Origin of the sequence: Rahnella laticis (assembly GCF_015644585.1) — a bacterium.
Classification (GTDB): domain Bacteria; phylum Pseudomonadota; class Gammaproteobacteria; order Enterobacterales; family Enterobacteriaceae; genus Rahnella; species Rahnella laticis.
The window spans coordinates 1-17,410 of the sequence record NZ_JADOBI010000013.1 but is presented as its reverse complement, the minus strand read 5'-3'; the positions used below and the strand labels follow the sequence as shown (position 1 = coordinate 17,410).

15 protein-coding genes are annotated in these 17,410 nt (G+C 45.7%); 4 read left to right on the top strand and 11 right to left on the bottom strand.

The features are described 5' to 3' along the window. Positions 1 to 91: 91 nt before the first annotated feature. Positions 92 to 829 (bottom strand): metallophosphoesterase, encoded by a 738-nt coding sequence (locus IV433_RS21760; protein ID WP_195815901.1) that lies wholly within the window; start codon positions 827 to 829, stop codon positions 92 to 94. Positions 830 to 1,157: 328 nt separating this feature from the next. Then, positions 1,158 to 1,556, bottom strand: coding sequence for a helix-turn-helix domain-containing protein (locus tag IV433_RS21755; RefSeq protein WP_104925368.1), 399 nt, complete (start codon positions 1,554 to 1,556; stop codon positions 1,158 to 1,160). A gap of 66 nt (positions 1,557 to 1,622) precedes the next feature. On the opposite strand from IV433_RS21755, the gene IV433_RS21750 reads away from it, so the two are divergent. After that, positions 1,623 to 2,114 carry a DUF2938 domain-containing protein gene (locus IV433_RS21750; RefSeq protein WP_104925367.1) on the top strand — a complete coding sequence of 164 codons (492 nt, stop codon included), beginning with the start codon at positions 1,623 to 1,625 and terminating at the stop codon, positions 2,112 to 2,114. Positions 2,115 to 2,583: 469 nt separating this feature from the next. Here the strand turns inward: IV433_RS21750 and IV433_RS21745 are convergent, their stop codons facing one another. From IV433_RS21745 to IV433_RS21735, 3 genes are all read right to left on the bottom strand, one after another. Continuing rightward, positions 2,584 to 2,904 (bottom strand): hypothetical protein, encoded by a 321-nt coding sequence (locus IV433_RS21745; protein WP_195815900.1) that lies wholly within the window; start codon positions 2,902 to 2,904, stop codon positions 2,584 to 2,586. A gap of 574 nt (positions 2,905 to 3,478) precedes the next feature. Then, entirely contained in the window at positions 3,479 to 3,973 is a 495-nt protein-coding gene (locus IV433_RS21740) for a GNAT family N-acetyltransferase (protein ID WP_195815899.1), read from the bottom strand. Between the two features lie 308 nt (positions 3,974 to 4,281). After that, the gene (locus IV433_RS21735; RefSeq protein WP_195815898.1) at positions 4,282 to 5,286 is read right to left on the bottom strand and encodes an AraC family transcriptional regulator; all 1,005 of its coding nucleotides are present in this window, start codon (positions 5,284 to 5,286) and stop codon (positions 4,282 to 4,284) included. Between the two features lie 62 nt (positions 5,287 to 5,348). Between IV433_RS21735 and IV433_RS21730 the strand changes: the two genes are divergently transcribed. After that, on the top strand, positions 5,349 to 6,551 hold the full coding sequence (locus IV433_RS21730) for an MFS transporter (RefSeq protein WP_195815897.1): 1,203 nt from the start codon (positions 5,349 to 5,351) through the stop codon (positions 6,549 to 6,551). 921 nt (positions 6,552 to 7,472) lie between these two features. Here IV433_RS21730 and IV433_RS21725 read toward each other — a convergent pair. The 4 genes from IV433_RS21725 to IV433_RS21710 all read right to left on the bottom strand — a co-directional run bounded on the left by IV433_RS21725 (position 7,473) and on the right by IV433_RS21710 (position 11,868). Further along, entirely contained in the window at positions 7,473 to 8,363 is an 891-nt protein-coding gene (locus IV433_RS21725; RefSeq protein WP_195815896.1) for an oxidoreductase, read from the bottom strand. Positions 8,364 to 8,380: 17 nt separating this feature from the next. Next, the gene (locus IV433_RS21720; protein WP_195815895.1) at positions 8,381 to 9,208 is read right to left on the bottom strand and encodes a DMT family transporter; all 828 of its coding nucleotides are present in this window, start codon (positions 9,206 to 9,208) and stop codon (positions 8,381 to 8,383) included. Positions 9,209 to 9,283: 75 nt separating this feature from the next. After that, positions 9,284 to 10,192: a transcriptional regulator GcvA gene (gcvA, locus tag IV433_RS21715; RefSeq protein WP_195815894.1), complete on the bottom strand. Its 909-nt coding sequence runs from the start codon at positions 10,190 to 10,192 to the stop codon at positions 9,284 to 9,286. A gap of 1,493 nt (positions 10,193 to 11,685) precedes the next feature. Continuing rightward, positions 11,686 to 11,868, bottom strand: a complete 183-nt coding sequence (locus IV433_RS21710; RefSeq protein ID WP_192938236.1) for a hypothetical protein — start codon at positions 11,866 to 11,868, stop codon at positions 11,686 to 11,688. Between the two features lie 70 nt (positions 11,869 to 11,938). Between IV433_RS21710 and IV433_RS26485 the strand changes: the two genes are divergently transcribed. Both IV433_RS26485 and IV433_RS21705 read left to right on the top strand, forming a co-directional pair. Further along, the gene (locus IV433_RS26485) at positions 11,939 to 12,151 is read left to right on the top strand and encodes an ECs_2282 family putative zinc-binding protein (RefSeq protein WP_456095399.1); all 213 of its coding nucleotides are present in this window, start codon (positions 11,939 to 11,941) and stop codon (positions 12,149 to 12,151) included. A 478-nt stretch (positions 12,152 to 12,629) separates the two neighbouring features. Further along, positions 12,630 to 13,862 (top strand): diguanylate phosphodiesterase, encoded by a 1,233-nt coding sequence (locus IV433_RS21705; protein WP_195815893.1) that lies wholly within the window; start codon positions 12,630 to 12,632, stop codon positions 13,860 to 13,862. A 269-nt stretch (positions 13,863 to 14,131) separates the two neighbouring features. Here IV433_RS21705 and IV433_RS21700 read toward each other — a convergent pair whose 3' ends face one another. Beyond that, positions 14,132 to 15,874: an ABC transporter ATP-binding protein/permease gene (locus IV433_RS21700; protein ID WP_326838671.1), complete on the bottom strand. Its 1,743-nt coding sequence runs from the start codon at positions 15,872 to 15,874 to the stop codon at positions 14,132 to 14,134. Positions 15,875 to 15,911: 37 nt separating this feature from the next. Next, positions 15,912 to 17,410, bottom strand: a 1,499-nt coding sequence (locus IV433_RS21695; protein ID WP_195815892.1) for a TonB-dependent siderophore receptor, incomplete at its 5' end; no start/stop codon positions are given.

Sequence of the window (17,410 nt, the reverse complement as noted above, 5' to 3'; positions counted from 1 at the left end):
CAGGAGCAGACATTGCTCCCGCACAACATTATGTGTTGATCACTGGGGAGCAGGTCGTTTTCTATGAAGTCTATGCTTTTCTGAATACCAGTTAAACGCAAACGTGATGATTGGTAATGGATTTACTGACGTAGCGGTGAACCATCAATGCTGGCGGGTCATTCGCAGGAGGAGCGTTTACTGTTCCAAACCAGACAGGATTAGCCGGGCAAACGGAGCCACAAATGTAGGCAGGTATGCCCGCAAACGTACCCGCTATTGGTCTGTGGACATGGCCTGAAGAAATGGCGAGTAGTCTGGACGGGGCGCGTCTAATCAAATCTTCCATCTCAGGCAGACCTCTGCACATCGTTTCATCTAGCGTTGGTATGCCAGATGCAAATACGTGATGGTGCATAAACAGCAATGACGGAGGGCTGCATGCGTCGCTAAGTTGATTATCCAACCATTCCAGATGGTCTGTCACACTGCCGTAATCCTTATAATCAATCGTCGAATCCAGACCAATCAGGCGAATGCCACCAATGTTATGAATGAAGTGCAGGGCCTCTCCTTGGGCATCGTGCGCCCATTTGTTCTCATCCCAAACAGAACGCACCAGACAGCGGTCGTCTGAGTTACCCGGCAGGACCAACGAAGGGAAATTTTGCTGATTCAGACGGTCAGCTATCTTTATATAACCTTCCTGCCAATGCCCATCTGTTAGATCACCTGTAATTACCAGTACGTCCGGCTGCAGATACGTAAGCCAATTTAGTACCTGATCGAACCGAAACAGATGGTCATTTTCGGGTGAGGCGTGAATGTCTGAAACCTGCACTATCAGCATAAAAACCTCATACGATTATTGTGTGTGGAACAAAATCGTGATTCATAACCAAGAATCCGGTTTAAAATTTCATGTTTTTCACCACTATGGCAACAATGGACAGATTAATTAGGATCAGTAATTCAAAAAGTTGCGGCGAATCAGACTGGCTGCAAAGGCGTTCAGGAATTCACAATGAATCGCTAAGTTCAATTCTGACTACTCAGAGCCAATGTTAGCAGGGATGTGTAACGTCCGCTCCTAGCTCACAGCGGACCTAACGAACTTTGCACAGGTCCGATTTGTGCCAGAAGCGGATATAGCTCATAACACGGGACCTTAGAATAATTTACCTGACGAGTCGCAGCCCTCTTGAGACAATTCTTTTGAATTCCTCACATTCGGAATGCTCAGTCTTCGTACAACATGCTACATGTTTCAGTCCCCGGCTTAACAACTGGAGTTTGCGGATAGTGCCGTCGATGTCCTTTGCTCGTTGAAGAAGCTGTACGCGGTTTAATGCGAGTTTGTTCTCTGGACTAAACATCGTCGCTATTTCATTAAGAGAAAACCCTGCTGCCTGCCCAAGCGCGATCAATTGTAGTTTATTGATAACGTTTTCATTGTACTGCCTTCTGAGGCCATTACGGCCAACAGGTTTGATTAGACCTTTCTTTTCGTAATATCGCAATGCAGACGGGGTAACTCCGGTACGGTCTGCGATTTCCCTGATATCCAGTTCTTTCATTGTTGACTTAAACCTCACTTTAAGTTGCACAATGATTATTATGTCATTAATAAGAAGGAGTACGCTTTGGATATCATCATTTTTTTCAAAACCGTCATAGCGGGCATTGGAGCAACACTGGTCATGGATTGGTGGTCGTTATGTCAAAAGCTTATTTTAAAAATTCCACCATTAGATTATGCGCTGGTAGGTCGCTGGATTTTATTGCTTCCACAAGGAAAATTCAGGCATCACACCATTCTTTCAGCATCACGGATACCAGGGGAGAATCTTACTGGCTGGGTATTCCATTATCTAATCGGAATACTTTTTGCGGTTATACCACTTTTGCTTTACGGAAGAGGCTGGCTCATTGACCCCTCGCTCTTCATGGGCATGTTAACAGGTTTGTTAACTTTGATTGCTCCGTTCTTAATTTTGCAACCCGCGTTTGGCTTTGGTATCGCTGCCTCACGTACACCTCGCCCATGGGTGGCGCGTCTTTTAAGCCTGATTACGCACCTTTCGTATGGTATCGGGTTATATGGCATTACAGCTGTTATGGCGTCATTGTCATAGCAACATTGAGCTGTTCAAGAGTCACAACACCTACACTTATCGTCTGGAACTAGCCTTGTCGTTGTTTTGGTAAGCTGGGGTGACTAAGAATTATTAATCTGCGGAGAATTTTAATGTCCGCTCTTCGCTCTTGGCGCCGATGAGATACCGCAGACATTGTGCTAACGGCTCAGGCATGTATTAAAATTCCTACTCATCGTTTTTGTAAATAGTAAACAGCTAACTTCAGATAAGGCTGAACGATACGATCTATCGGAACACTAATTAGTTATAAACAGGGAAGGAATCAACAGGCCCGGATCTCTGATTTATCCTGTCACCGATATTGGGAAGGGATAAAATATCAGAAAATCTCTAAAAGCGAATAGCCCGTTTGTAGCGAATAATTACATTACCACTTAGTCACAATAATAATATGCCCATAGAGAGCCTGTTTAATAACGGCTCTCAGTTTTATAAATAGGAATATTTAAATGCATTTGAACGTCAGGCGAGCAACGCCATTAACAAGTAAGTGTGTATCAATTTCAGTTTTAACTTCTTTCATAGATTTGTTTTGTACCCTACAAAAATCAGAAGCCTTTTTAGTTGCAGTCCCAATAGCACCTTGTATGCGGCCTGCAGCAGGCGCTGCATCTACTTCAGTTAGATAGTCACCATTTTCTAGCTTCTTGACATCGGATTGATATGTCAAGCCCAAGCCTTGAAACTGTGTTTTATCATTTTGCACAGCGCAACCGCTTAACAAAGAACCAATTAAAATAGTGGTGGTAATTATTGATGTTTTCATGTGAAGAATAATCCTTATATATTTGGCTAGTCTCTATTTTACAAACTGGAATGAAACATTAATTAAACCAATCGCCATTTATAGATGCGTATAAGGTTATCGCATTGAATATTCTGAGAAATAAACGGCACTAACCGGCTAACAAGATCCTGAAGAACTGATGATGTTAAAAAAACGTGAAAAAAAATGAAAGCATAGGTAGAATAATTACCATGCAATTAACAACTTTCAGTATTCATTTAATCACTCATGTTGTCGGGTCGGCGTAGACAAACATGCAACCAATCGTTTTGACATGCTCCCCAGGATTCAAGACTCATCGATGAGAGTATGCATTCCTGATTTCCGTTCCTCACCCATTTCTGACGGGATTCACTCAGCTGTCTGCTGTCTGCTTTGTGCGAAAAATGGACCATATTAAATTCGCGGTGCGTTCATCAATAGAAGCAGGTCAGATTGAGAGAAATATTGACTAAGAGTGATTTTGATCAAATGATATTCATCAACGGCGAAATTCTCTTTTAAAAACGTGACGATTATTCCTTTATTTATACTTATTTAACTGCAAAAACACTTATATTATTTCATATAAAAAGAAATGCATGTCTAAATCATAATCAGCCAGAATCCTCTCCTGAAAATTACCATCGCTGACTGAATTAACCGCCGAACGCCAGAACTGCAATGCCGATGTATTTTTCAGCATTACCCTTGTTTGCCACAGTCCAGGCCTATCAGATACTGCAAGACGAAATGCCTCTTTAGCAACGCCCATTCCTCTGAACTTACGAATAATAAAAAATTGATCAATATCATAACGTTGTAAATCATAGGGATAGAGTCTAACCAGACAGAAGCCAGCGAGTTCCTCACCGCAATAAACTAAATACGGCCAATGGTCATTACGGCTATAGTGGGGATCAAGTGATGACGACTTAAAACTATAACTTCCATCGTTATTACATGGGCCTCGACTGAACTCAGAGAGGTCGTAAACGTAATATCGAAATAGATTTTCAACGATCTGTCTATGATAGACTGCAGAATGTAAACTTACTCTATTGCTCATATAATGACCCCCTTTAGAAACTATCTGCAGCATAATCCAACGACTAAGATTTTGCGAATTTTCAATATGTCAGTGTAGCTTGCTCTTCGTTGACTCAGAAATCTGTTCGGTAGTGTAAAAATAAATCGTATTGAGATGCGAGGTCTGCTCTTCGCTCTTTCCGGAAGACTCATTTCAGCATGTTTGGTTCGTGCAGGAAGCGGACATTGAGTAAATTGGGATATTTTGAATGATGAAAGACGTTTGCGCTCAGTATTTAATGTTGAGAGCTGTCTCCTACAGTTAATTCAGCATTCACATTCACTCAATTAGTGTATTGCCTTTCGCTGACGCATAGCGCCTGGCGGATATCCATTGATGCGCTTAAAAGCTCTGCTAAACGCAGCCTGTGAGGCATAGCCGAGGCGTAGAGCAACGGTGTCAATTGAGATCTTATCATGAATTATCCAGTGACCTGCGATACGCATTCGCACCTCCCTTGCATAGCGCAGGGGTGGTATGCCGATGATTGATTTAAAGCGTTCTGCAAAAACAGAACGTGACACATGTGACTGGGCAGCAAGTTCAGCAACAGACCACTCCCGACATGTATCGCGATGAATGGCCAGGATTGCACGGGCAAGTCGTGGATCACGTAACGCAGCGATCAGGCCAGCGGCGTTTTCGCTGCCGTTTTCAATCCATCCACGCACAATCATAGCGGCCGCCACTTCTGCGAGGCGTGCCAGAATGCCCGCGAAGCCTGCTCGCCCGGAACAGATTTCAAATTTCATCGCGCCCAGAATGGGGACCAACCCCGGATAAATCTGTTCATTTGCCTCAACCACTATGGCTTGCGGCATCAGTTTACCAAGACCTTGCATTCCACCGAGATCGAACTCCATACAACCATAAAACAGAACCGTGCTGGGTGTCGGATTCGAACTCGGGCACGTATTGATTCCGCTGACGGCTTCGCCTAAAGGAGCAGAGCCTAACGTGTCGATATGTTGAAATGAACTGCTGACATCCGATACAAGCTCATGATCCTCACCCTGCGGCATGAATACCATGCTTCCGGCTTTCAGTTCGTGCAACATACCATCGCGTGTGCGAAGCAGAGCAGTTCCCACAGCGATGTAATGAAAATAGGCATGCCCCGGCCTGTTGCTAAAACCGATGCCAAATTCAGAGCCAGTCTGTAAACGGCGATACTGCACGCCACGCAGGCGCATTTCCAGCAGCAATTCACTGATGAGCTCGGATGACAGGGCAAAATGTTTATTCAGATGCATATTCGGAGTTTCTGGTAAAAAATCAGGATAGGGCATCATAGATCGTCCACCGACTCGACTCTAGACTTGGAGTTGTAATTTTTGTCCAAGAAGAGTGTGTTATGAGAAATGAAGCAACTGAAGTTGTATCCGCTAGTTTGAATAGTTCGGAACCCAAAGAATCCGCATGGATGGCCATTATTTCACTGACTATGGGCGTGTTTGGCTTACTGACTGCGGAATATCTTCCTGCCAGCCTGTTGACACCCATGGCGGCCGATCTCCGTGTGACAGAAGCTCTTGCTGGTCAGGCTGTAACGGTAACGGCTGTGGTGGCCTTGTTTGCTGGTCTGATGGTTCCCCGCCTGACGCGTAATTATGATCGCCGAAATGTTTTGCTTGGTTTTACCATGCTGATGATTGCCTCCAATCTACTTGTCGCGCTTTCATCCAGTCTGGCCGTACTGTTAGTCATGCGCATTTTGCTGGGCATCGCACTGGGAGGTTTCTGGAGTATGGCTGCTGCCGTAGCTATGCGTCTGGTCCCTGCTAAAAGCGTTCCGCGCGCGCTCTCCATTATCTTTAGCGGTATTGCTGTCGGTACCGTAGTTTCGATCCCACTGGGGAGCTATTTAGGTGGGCTTTATGGCTGGCGTAGTGCTTTTATCGCTGCAACCGGGGTAGGCGTGCTGACTCTACTCTTTCAGCTATTTACCCTTCCAGGAATGGCTCCGCGTAGAATGATGGTAACAGCATCTGTCATGGAGTTACTCCGCCGCCCAGGTATTGCGATGGGAATGACGGGGTGTGTAATTGCCCATACTGGTCAGTATGCACTGTTTACCTATATTCGTCCGGCTCTTGAAAATATTGTCAAACTTGATGTGGATCGTTTGTCTCTGATACTACTTGGATTTGGCATCGCTAATTTTATCGGTACGCTGCTGGCTGGGTGGCTGATGGAGAGAAGCCTGCGTCTTACCCTGATACTCATGCCAGCGCTTGTCGGTTTAGCGGCATTAAGCATGATTTTGCTGCCACTAGAGGAAATAGGATTGATGATGCTCGTCGCCCTGTGGGGGATGGCATTTGGTGGCGTACCCGTTGCGTGGTCAAACTGGGTAGCGCGTTCCGTACCCGATCAGGCTGAAACCGCTGGCGGTATGGTAGTCGCAGCAGTTCAATCTTCAATTGCTGCGGGTGCTGCGTGGGGGGGATTAATCTTTGGTATCAGCGGCGTTACAGGTGTTTTCATCACCGCTGGTTGCATAATGTTTTTTGCCACGCTTATTATCGGACTAAAGGTGAGGGTCGCGCTGACCTGACCACTTCCTCTGTAACAAAGTTTCAAAAGAAGGCCAGCGGAATCAGGTTGCTGGCCTGAACAAAAAGTAACGAGACTTCCTATGCCTTTCCGTTTAATTCGCTAGTCAGTTCCTAGCTGATCTTACTCGCTTGTCCCCTTTTGTACCAATAGTGGACAGACAATTACCATGTTAAGTGTCCTCCCCCCGATGATTAAGACACCCCAATGTTACCTTCTTGGTGTACGTTTTCGTTCTGTTAGCCTTCATGGCACAAGTAAGAGATCCCAAGTTTACCGCGATAACCCCGAGGCTAGGATCCGGGGCGAGTACGCCGGTGCTGAGTGGTTGCGTCAGTTGAAAATCAGGTTGACATTAATGCTATTTTCCCATGCAAGAGCAGCGACACAATAGCCGGGCTGCAGGCTCAGCTGAGTTCATCCATGTGAATTTTGAACTCTATTGTCCAGTCGGCCGGGGCTTTTTAACAGGCAGATTCATCTCAAGGTTAAAAGTGTAGAGTCAACTACGAGTTTTTACGGTGTGTAATCTTCAGATAGGGGCCATGATATACTGGTGCGTAGGAAGCGCGTGAAGATCATATACGTAGCTGATGAGCTGATTTTCAGCTTTGCCGCGATTTCTCGGGAAGTGATAGCGTCACTAAAACGCATGCTCATCGAGATATAGGGCGTGTTTCTGTGCGCGATATTGACCACGTTCGCGAAAGTATTCATGGTTGCGAATGTGACCCCGAGATGAACGACGGTCTGAATGATACGCTTACGGACTTTCTATCTAGCCGCTTCTTATACTTTTTGCCTTTGGATCGCTCTGCAATGCGAGAGCCACAAGTGATGACATTATTCAAACCCGTAATAGCCTGAGTATTTAGGTCATATTAATGCCGTTTTTTGTCTAACTCCCTGGAGGTAATTGGAGTCAGCCCGGTCCCTCGCTCCCCGCCGCCAATAATGGTACCAGGATGTCACTAATGGGAGTTGGGATACCCTTTGAGTGGCCATAACGCTGAATGACACCGTTACGTATATCCCATTCAAGCGGCCGGTTAGCCTTCCGGTCGGCAAGTATAGAGGTGCCTAGATCTGCGGGCGCACGCTGAAAACCGTTAACAATCTCCTGCAGGACACTATCTTGAAGCACAGCCCCTTGTGCACGTGCAACGATTAGGCATTCGTGTAAATAAGCTAGGGCCAATTGTGTAATATCTTCTCGTGAGAATATCCCTGCATGGCGATTTGTAAGCACCATCAGGCCCGCAACCGCATTCTGCAGTAGCTTACGCCATGCAAGCGACACAAAATCAGATGACAACTCAACCGTGCAACGCGTGCCGCTGAGCGCGTCAGTGACAAGTTGTGCAAGTGGCACATCCGGTAGGGTTAGTCGGGGTTTTGCGCGAAGTCGGACAGAAGTATCGGATTCACGCTGTGCTGGAAACCACACAACAGATGGGAGCACTGTTGCCCCGTTAACGAAGGGCTCCAGAAGAGTTTTCTGCTCCACGCCGTTTTGCAGGGCACATATTACAGTGTTTTCATCACACAACGCGGCCAGCCAACCAGCGCTATCAGCCACCTGGGTAGTTTTTACCGCAACAAAGACCAGGTCCATCGGATGCCTGACAATTGAAGGATTGTTCAACACCGGGCCTGGCACGATTATTTTCCCCTCATCGTGATGCAAAACTAATTGTGGATGCGCGGTACGTCCGCAAAGCATTGGTGTACGGTCAACTTCATGAAGCAATGCAGCAACTGTAGTACCAATCGCGCCGGGTCCAATAAGAGCAATGGTTGGAAGGCCAGACATATCGATTTCTCCTGATGTTAACCCATCATAAACGTTCCGATTACGATCACCGTACACGCCAGCATTTTTCTCAACGTTAACTTTTCCCCCAAAAACAGATACCCCAGAACAACAGCAAAAAGTACGCTTGTTTCGCGTAGAGCTGACACGCCTCCCATAGGTGCGGCCATCATGGCATAAATGATGAGGCCGTAAGCCAATAACGATACAAGCCCACCAACTGCCGCACCAAATAAACCAGGACGCCAGCGCAGTAAACTTTTTTTGTCGCGCAGGATGATAAAGAACACAGGCATCAGCGCACCCCACAACATGCTCATCCACACGGTATAAGAGAAAGAATTGCCTGAGACGCGCACACCTAACCCATCCACAACGCTATAGGCGGCGATAAACGCCCCGGTAGCGAGGGGAAATTTGAGGTCTCGCACCGGCACTTTAGGACTTCTTATAGCAAGTAACATAATCCCACTCGAGATCAGCCCGATACCGACAAACGTAGTTGAGACAATTTTTTCCCCTGCAAAAATTGCTGCTCCAAAGGTCACCATCAGGGGCGAAGAACCCCGTGCAATTGGGTAGGTTTTCCCGAGATCTCCGCTTTGGTAACTGCGAACTAAACACAGGTTGTAGCCGACATGCAGCAAAGCCGATAACACCGCATATTTAACGCTCTCACCGGTGGGCAGCGGAAGGAATGGAGCGATAATGACGCAGCTACACGCGATCGCTACACACATTATGGTCATCGACCACAACCGGTCAGAACCGCCGCGGAGTAGGGCATTCCAACTCGCGTGCAGGAGGGCGGCGAACAACGTCAGTAAAATAATATGAGTGGGCATGTCTTGATGCTAAACAGCATCTGCCCCGATTTGAAGTGAATTGTTGTCATTGAAGAATGAGTAAACGATCATACATTAACTGTAGCTAAGCTGAGCTTGCTGTGACTGAGCGAGAAGCCAGTTGCGGAATTTAAGTATATGCGGCTGAGTTTCTGTGCCTTCCGGACAGACCAAGTAGTAAGCAACAGGTGAGGGGAATATTACGTCAAATAATCGGACCAAGCTTCCTTCGCGGATTTCTTTTTCAACGTGCCCGCTTCTCGCCAATGCAATGCCCTGGCCTAGTAAGGCTGCTTCAATAGTCATATTGGTGTCAGCGAAGCGCACATTCTCGTGGAGTACATCCGTATTGATGCCCACTTTCTTGAACCATGTGTCCCATTTTGGTACCAGGTCAGCACCGTCACGAGTAAGGAGCGGGTAACGTAACAATTCGCCAGGGGCATTTGGAATACCAAAACGCTGTAAAAGGGAAGGGCTTGCCACCGGAAAGAGCTGTTCACGGAACATAAACTCTGAATGTAGCGCAGGATAATTACCGTTCCCAAAACGGATTGCCAAATCGGCATCTCCGCTCGCGAATCTAATAGCGTTATCGGTGTTTTCGATTGTAACCAGAATTTCCGGATGAAGGAGAGCCAGGTCAGGCAAGCGAGGTAACAGCCACTTAAGCGCAAAAGAATAGGTGGTGCTGACGCGCAAACGTACACGCCCATTTTGTTCACGCAGGTCGACAAGTGTGGTTTCGAGTTTACTGAAGAATTCGCGTACCAAAGGGGCAAGGGCTGCGCCAGCAGGCGTAAGGCGCAAAGTTTTACCTCGCTGAAAGAGTTGCAGCCCCCAGATTTCCTCGAGATTTTTGAGCTGATGGCTGACAGCACTTTGCGTAATGAATAACTCCTCTGCGGCTGACGTAAACGTGATGTGCCGGGTAGCGACCTCGAAAGTGCGCAATGTGGCTGTAGGGGGGAGATCACGTTTCATGTAGTTCCTGTTACTGAGTGAATGCTCATAAAGGGTAAGCTTGGTTCTAGTTGATGGAGAAAAAGTACACAAATATTCTCTAATCGGGCCCAGGATTTTCTTTACAACTATCAGAATACCGTAGCGCTACGCCGCTTCTATATTTTGGCAATAAGACTATCCCACTTAGGGCAGTTAAAGACCTTTAAGTCTGTCTATAGCCTGACACAGCGCATCATTCGGCCTACCGGTTATCGTTATCGCCGACTCTTGAACTCGTTCAAGTCTTAATGCTATCCGGCTACGGCTGATTTCTTCCCCATTCTGCGCAAGCATTACGCAGCACTCCCCAATTAGCCTACATGCTTCCTCAAAGACTGGATTTGGAATATCCATGAGAACCTCCCGATGATCTGGAAAAAGTCATCTTAATGTAACTGAAAAGTTGTCCTAGGATTTTTACTTTAGAAAAATTAATAATCTCTATCAGAATACCAACTATGCTTTGTTCAGCTGACAAAAGATCAGCAGGTCTGCCAAGACTACTAGCATTCTAATCCTTGAATATAGCCCGCCTAAACAACGGGCTCTTTTTTTATCTGTCACATGGTGAATCGCTGAGTATTGGCTTATCTTTGAAGTGGACGGAGTGACTACCTTCCAAATTAAGCAATATTGATAGCTTTGATACTTAGCCCGTCGTTAACACGGGTTCTTTGTAAGAAAATTTACTGCATGCCGTTTTCGGGTAAATGGGTAAGTTCCTGATGCAGCTTCGAGAGAAGGGTATAACTCTCTCTAGGTTGCCCAGCACAAACTCAGCTAAAACTGTTTAGCCGGTTTACCCTTGTGGCTTAGAAATTGTCTTCCTCTATTTGAAACTTTAACCACCAACAGTTATTACAAAAATAGGGCACTGCTTTTCCGCATTTTGAATGCATGAACTATCATCCGGTTCATCAGTCGTGGCGTACACCATCATAAAAACTACGCGGCAAAAATCATTATTTCTCCTAATTCAGATCTAAGATCTATCAATACCCGCAAGTAGAGTAGAAAGGGCATCCAAGCAGTTGCCACAGAAGATTATAGGCGTAGCCAAATTACTCGCTCATCAGACGAAAAGCAGCAATGCATTCAAATGACGGTAATGTATGTAAAAGAGGTCGATGACCTTAGCTAGGATTTGCGAGACGCTTAATTAGTGAAATGGCAGAGAGCTTTTCGTAACTCAAAGATAAATCGTGGTAAACCCACAAGCTTTGTGTTGCGATGCCGGGTGCCTCCCGGTGAACCGTCGGCCAGCTAACCATGGTTCGCATTTCCGCACAACTGAAAGAAATTAGCTGTTTATGCCCTACCGCATAGGTGGGATTCATCACAACATCTTAACCATATCAGGGATTCGTAATACATAAAACTGACTGTTACGGTATTTGAGTTTTGCCATTAAATGCTGTTCTATACACTCTAAGTTATGCCCATACTTGGCGTGTTTTTTGATGGGGAGTAGGTTAGTTTTTGCCTTCAATCTGTCGGATTATAGCGTTCAACCTATTTATTTCTTGTTCTAAATCATTTATCACATCAAGGGCAACATCGAGGACAGAAATGACCTGCTTACCTTTGTAGCGATCCTCAGAGCATAACTGTCCTTGTGTCGCTTTTAGCAAGATTGACTGACCATCTTTGTTCATTGTATTGCTCCCCGAAATACACATTCAAATTCTATCCTGCTCTTAAATCTACCATAAAAAGGGGTGTGCAATGAATGCAGACAATTTTCTTGAACTTTTTAGTTGTTATGTCTGCAGATGCGAGTTTCTTAAGCAACCAGAGTTTTTTGATTTTGAGGAAAACTTTCTCAGCTTAAACTGTGCATCATGTGGACGTGAGGTAACAAAAAAAGAGCTTTTAGCGCTATTTGATAACAGGGAATTTAAACCGCCAAGAAGACTTAATACTTGCATGTTCAAGTGATTAACTATTTGAGAGAACTTAAGTAGTTACTGCAAATGAGTTGAAAGCATAAAAGAGGCGGCTAGTTCGGAAGCCAATAGGAAGGGCAGGGCTCTGGCGTTCGCCTTACGCATTTGAATCTTAAAGTACTGTTATTTTCGCTCTATTTAGATGATTAGGATTGACTTCGATGGGGATAGAGATGAGCCGTAGCAATATCATGTGCGAACGCGAAGTGTCATTTCCTATTCACGGTTTGGAGGGTGTATCAAAAAAGTTGAATTGAATGTTTCTTAATCAACTCACCTGTGCAAAGCACACACTTTTTGGCTGGGATTCATGGCTAGCTTAGACCATTTATAACTTTAGGTGAGTTTCTAAAGTATTAGTTAAGCATTTATAGCTTAACAACGACACACTATCCCCCTTGTAAATTTTTACCTCAACAAGATTTATCTGCTATTTTGAAAATCTATCACTTAAGTATTCGGTAAACTTTATGTTGTCTACGCTGATTTATCGCAGCCGTATTTGTGAAGGTCTCTCTCCCTCATCCCTTGAGGGCATGATTTCGCATGCAAGCAGTAAAAATGAGTTGTCTTCGGTGACTGGGATCCTGCTTTTTGATGGGACCCACTTTTTTCAGTTACTTGAGGGGCCGGAAAAGGCGGTATCCAGCATATTTGAAACCATTTGTGCAGACTCACGCCATCATAATGTCGTTGAATTAATGCGTGATTACGCTCCAGCACGGCGCTTCGGCAAGGTAGGAATGGAGATTTTTGATCTCCAGAGTTATTCGGAAGATGTTGTCCTCCAGGCAGTTCTGGATAAAGGAACTTCGAAGTATCGCCTCACCTATGATGACCGGGCATTGCAGTTTTTATGCACTTTCGTGCAAGCTAGGGAAAGGGATAATTATCTGGATATTCCTCAAGCCGGGGTTTGGTCTTTTCAAGCTGATGGTATCTGTAAAACACCTGAAGTTGTCAGTTTGCCTGATTTGAAGGACATTGGGTTTACTTTTCAGCCAATTATAGATCCGCTTAGCTTAGAGATCCTTTCCTATGAAAGTGCACTTTGCGGGCCCGCCGGCGCGTCTGCTATCAGTTATTATTCCAAAGTAACGCATAAGAACATTTATGAGGCAGACCTCGAAGCACAAAAGCTCGCCATCAGTGTGGCAAAGAAATTGGGTATTGGTGATAAGACTCTGACACTAAAATTTCTTCCAATGACACTGATAACTGTGCCTGATGCGATTACAGCCTTGCTTGGAGAAATTGAAAAACAAGGATTGGTTGCCGAACAAATCGTCATTGCAATTACGGAAAATAGTGAAAAAACACGAGATGACAACTTGGCTGAAGTACTTAAACAGCTGAAGGCTTCTGGGATGCGTTTGGCCATTGATGATTTTGGTTCGGGGTCCGCAGGACTTTTACTGCTAACAAGGTTCCAACCTGAGAAGATCATGGTCGATCAGGGTATTATCCGTGACGTTCATAAGAGTGGTCCAAAGCAAGCCATCGTACAGGCTATAATCAAATTTTGTTCTTCGTTGGAAATTTCTGTGATCGCGACAGGAATAATAAAACCTGAGGAATGGATGTGGCTCGATGCAGCAGGTATCTCTAATTTTCAGGGAGAACTATTTGCTTCCCCGGCACTTAATGCGTTCCCAGCTGTTAATTGGCCAGAGGCTGACGAGATAGTGATTAAAGCCAGCTAACAAAACGCATAGTCACAGGCTATAGTGCCGCTCATCTGCTCTAGTTAACCCTAATTTAAAATATCCCGGAGTGACTTCGGTTCCGGATATATCGATAAAACTAGCCGTATCGTTGTGCACCAATAAATTAGACTATTTAAGTAACTTTATCTTTTAATGCAGGCTGAAGTTTTTGAATTCTGATATCTCAAAAGAAATAAAAGTCAGGATTAATACATAATCAAAAATGCCCGCTTAAACGGGCATTTCGTGAGTCCATAAGATTGAGGTCACCTCATTTGCTTTCCTTCATGTAATTCAACCTCTAATTGCTTTGTAAATGATTTGGTTACGGATTTTTGGTGACTGATAAAGAGGATGATACTTTCAGGCAACTCACCTCGGATAAGGTTAATAAGACGGAGCGCAGTTTCATCGTCCAGATGACTTGTGGATTCATCAAGGCAAATAAGTTTTGGCCGGTTTATCAATATACGTGCGAAAGAAAGGCGCTGTTGTTCTCCACCGGAGAGCACTCGCTGCCAGAGCTTTATTTGATTTATTTGATAAGAAAAATGCCCTAAACCCACTTTATCAAGACTCATTTTTATCTGCTCGTCACTGATTTTCGCTAACCCCGGATAGCTTGCAATACGCTTCAGGGAATCGTATGACAAGTAGGGTTTTTGTGGCACAAAGAGATTTTTTCCGGCTGGTAAAATCCAGCGTCCGCTGCTGTAAGGCCAAAGTCCGGACAGGGTTCTGAGAAGAGTGGTTTTTCCACAACCACTGGCGCCTGTAATGGCGAGGGTGTCGCCTTCATGTAAACGCAGGTTTACCGGTTTAAAAAGTGGCGTTCCTGAAGCGTGTCGGGCGACCAGTTCCTGGCATATCAGTGGTCCTGGTTGCCGTGAACGTATCGCTTTAGCCGGGATTTCCTTTAAGTTTTGCTCGAAAACCCACAGTCTTTCTACCGTTGCAGACCACGTAACAATCTGACGGTAAGAATCGATAAACCAGCCGAAAGCATCCAGCACATATCCGAAAGCAGCACGGGCCTGCATTACACCGCCGAGAGAGATTTTTTTGGCAATATACAGCGGCAATACAGCAAAAATTGGAATCATCAGGCTCAGGCGAAAGTAGGTGGTCGTGAAGGTATCCAGTCTGAACTCGCGTTTCATCAATCGCTGCCAATTGTGAACGATGGCTAAAAAGTGATGATGCATTCGACGTAGTTCGGCACGCTCTCCCCTGTATAAAGCAATCTGCTCGGTGTTTTCACGTATGCGTAATAAGCCTGCACGGTAGTCTGCTTCTGCTTTTTGTTTATCCATATTGAGCTGATGCAAAGGCCGTCCGATCCAGTGCGCCAGAACACTGCTGATGGTGGCATACCCCAGAGCGACCCAGACTAAATAACCGTGGAGTGTAATGGTATGACCGAGAACGGTGATGCTGAGTGTGTCCGATAGTTTCCACAAAATGAAAATAAAGGAGAAAAGACCGGTGGTATTTTTTAACAACGACAAAAACAGTCCAAGGCTTTGTTCAATCAGCAGCCGGATATCCTCGGAGATACGCTGATCGGGATTATCGGGTTCACTATTGAGACTTAAACGATAATGATTATTTTGCCTAAGCCACGCTGACTGAAATCGCAGTGTCATCTTTTGTCGCCAGCGGATAATCAGTAATTTTTTCAGCCAGTTGGTACTGATTATGAACACCACAAAAAGTGCCGTGTATCCTGCATAAGACAGTGCCAACCCGGCCACCGAGGCATGCTGGAAGTAGTCAGTCAGGGCATCATAAAATGCACGGCTCCAGTTGTTGTACTGCACGCTGATCCATACCACGCCTAATGTAAGAGAGACCAGCAACAAAAGCAAAAGCCACGAAAACCACTCGCGGGGATGGAGCCAATAGGGGGCTATCAGCCGGTAAAATTGTTTCAAGCTTTGCATAAATAAAATCGCATTAAGTGTCAGGTTAGTTGTACCGGAAGCGTCCGAGAAAAGCGCGTTAGCCACCCGCGTGGCTGGCTAACGCGCTTAAAAAAGATTCAACTTAGTAAACCCATTTCACGTTGAGCATGAAATTACGCGGGTCTCCGTAGAAATTGTTACCGCCACGGTGACGGTTGGAGACGCCGACGTAATACTCTTTGTCCGTCAGATTGTTACCATTCAGACTCAGGCGTATTTGCTTGTTGTATTGATAACCGATATTGGCATTGAAAAGCGTATAACCGCCCTGCGAAACGTCGTAGTTAGTTGTGGTAGACGTTTGCGCCGTTAATCCTGCGCCTGCGGACCATTTCTCCCAACGTCCCGGGAACTGATAGCTGTTGTAGACGCGGATAAGATGTTGTGGGGTATGTTTGCTGAAGTTGGTGCCTTTCTGCGTGTCGGCTGCTTCGAGATATTTACTGTTATTGAGCGTATACCCTGAATAAACCTGCCACCCTTCGGCCAGTTGGCCGGATACTTCCATCTCAATCCCCTGACTTTGGACCTTGCCATCAGCGATATAGCAGTCGTCGCAGCCGACCCCGCTCATGGCATTATTTTCCTGAATGATACGGAAGAGGGCGATAGAGGCATTCAGCGCACCCTCGAAGAATTCTCCTTTGACACCGGTCTCGTAATTGCTGCCGGTGACCGGCGGCAGGAAGTTGCCGCTGGCGTCCTGCGTGCTCTGAGGCTTGTAGATTTCAGAGTAACTTAAATACCAGGTGTAATCTTTTGCGAAATCCCACAGCAGGCCGCCGTAAGGGATAGTTTTACCTTTCACCTTGTAATTGCTGTGCCCGGTCATTGCGCCGGTAGTCAGGTTGGTGAAATAGGAGTCGTAGGTGAAGTCGCTGTAACGGCTGCCGAGGATCAGCTTCCAGTCATTTGCGAGGCTCAGACGTGTTGTCGCATACAGGCCGCGCTGATAGACGTTGTACTGATAACGGCGCGTATAATCCCAGTCCGGTTCACTCAGACTCTCCGGATCCCAGCTGTAAATATTCACCTTACTGGTGTTGCTTAGTGAACCGAATAAATTGCTGAAGTTCTCTTTCTGATAGTCGCCGCCGAGTACCAGTTCATGTTCGCGTTTCAAAAACTCAAACGGGCCGCTAAGGTTGACGTTTAGACCGTACTGGCTGCTGCGGTTGTGCCGTTGCAGGTAGTTGTTGAGTCTTGCATCGCCAGAATCATTCACGCCTTGCGTGCCGTTACCGTAAACACCGATGAACTTCCCCTGTGCACTGGCGGAGGTATAGTTCAGCGAGCTTTTAGCAACCCACTCATTGTCAAAATAATGTTCAAGCTCGGCGAAGCCATTGGTTTTCTCGAAGGTGATATTATTCCAGCTGGCACCCAGAAACGTCGAACGTGGAAGATTCAGACTGGAATAGTCCGTTGACATCGGGACACCATAAAGATTGGGAACCGTGTCAGTTTTTTGCCACGAAATACCTGTCGTCAAAGTGGTCTGTGGCGTGAGGTCGTAGGCCATCGTCCCGAACAGCACCTGACGTTCACTGTTTACGTAATCAGTAAAACTGTCTTTTTTTT

Excerpts from the sequence above, each read along its gene's own strand:
- IV433_RS21710 (WP_192938236.1), bottom strand. The coding sequence starts at position 11,868 with ATGAACAAAGATGGTCAGTCAATCTTGCTAAAAGCGACACAAGGACAG.
- IV433_RS26485 (WP_456095399.1), top strand. The coding sequence starts at position 11,939 with ATGAATGCAGACAATTTTCTTGAACTTTTTAGTTGTTATGTCTGCAGA.
- IV433_RS21720 (WP_195815895.1), bottom strand. The coding sequence starts at position 9,208 with ATGCCCACTCATATTATTTTACTGACGTTGTTCGCCGCCCTCCTGCAC.
- IV433_RS21760 (WP_195815901.1), bottom strand. The coding sequence starts at position 829 with ATGCTGATAGTGCAGGTTTCAGACATTCACGCCTCACCCGAAAATGAC.
- IV433_RS21730 (WP_195815897.1), top strand. The coding sequence starts at position 5,349 with ATGAGAAATGAAGCAACTGAAGTTGTATCCGCTAGTTTGAATAGTTCG.
- IV433_RS21735 (WP_195815898.1), bottom strand. The coding sequence starts at position 5,286 with ATGATGCCCTATCCTGATTTTTTACCAGAAACTCCGAATATGCATCTG.
- IV433_RS21740 (WP_195815899.1), bottom strand. The coding sequence starts at position 3,973 with ATGAGCAATAGAGTAAGTTTACATTCTGCAGTCTATCATAGACAGATC.
- gcvA (WP_195815894.1), bottom strand. The coding sequence starts at position 10,192 with ATGAAACGTGATCTCCCCCCTACAGCCACATTGCGCACTTTCGAGGTC.
- IV433_RS21745 (WP_195815900.1), bottom strand. The coding sequence starts at position 2,904 with ATGAAAACATCAATAATTACCACCACTATTTTAATTGGTTCTTTGTTA.
- IV433_RS21705 (WP_195815893.1), top strand. The coding sequence starts at position 12,630 with ATGTTGTCTACGCTGATTTATCGCAGCCGTATTTGTGAAGGTCTCTCT.
- IV433_RS21725 (WP_195815896.1), bottom strand. The coding sequence starts at position 8,363 with ATGTCTGGCCTTCCAACCATTGCTCTTATTGGACCCGGCGCGATTGGT.
- IV433_RS21755 (WP_104925368.1), bottom strand. The coding sequence starts at position 1,556 with ATGAAAGAACTGGATATCAGGGAAATCGCAGACCGTACCGGAGTTACC.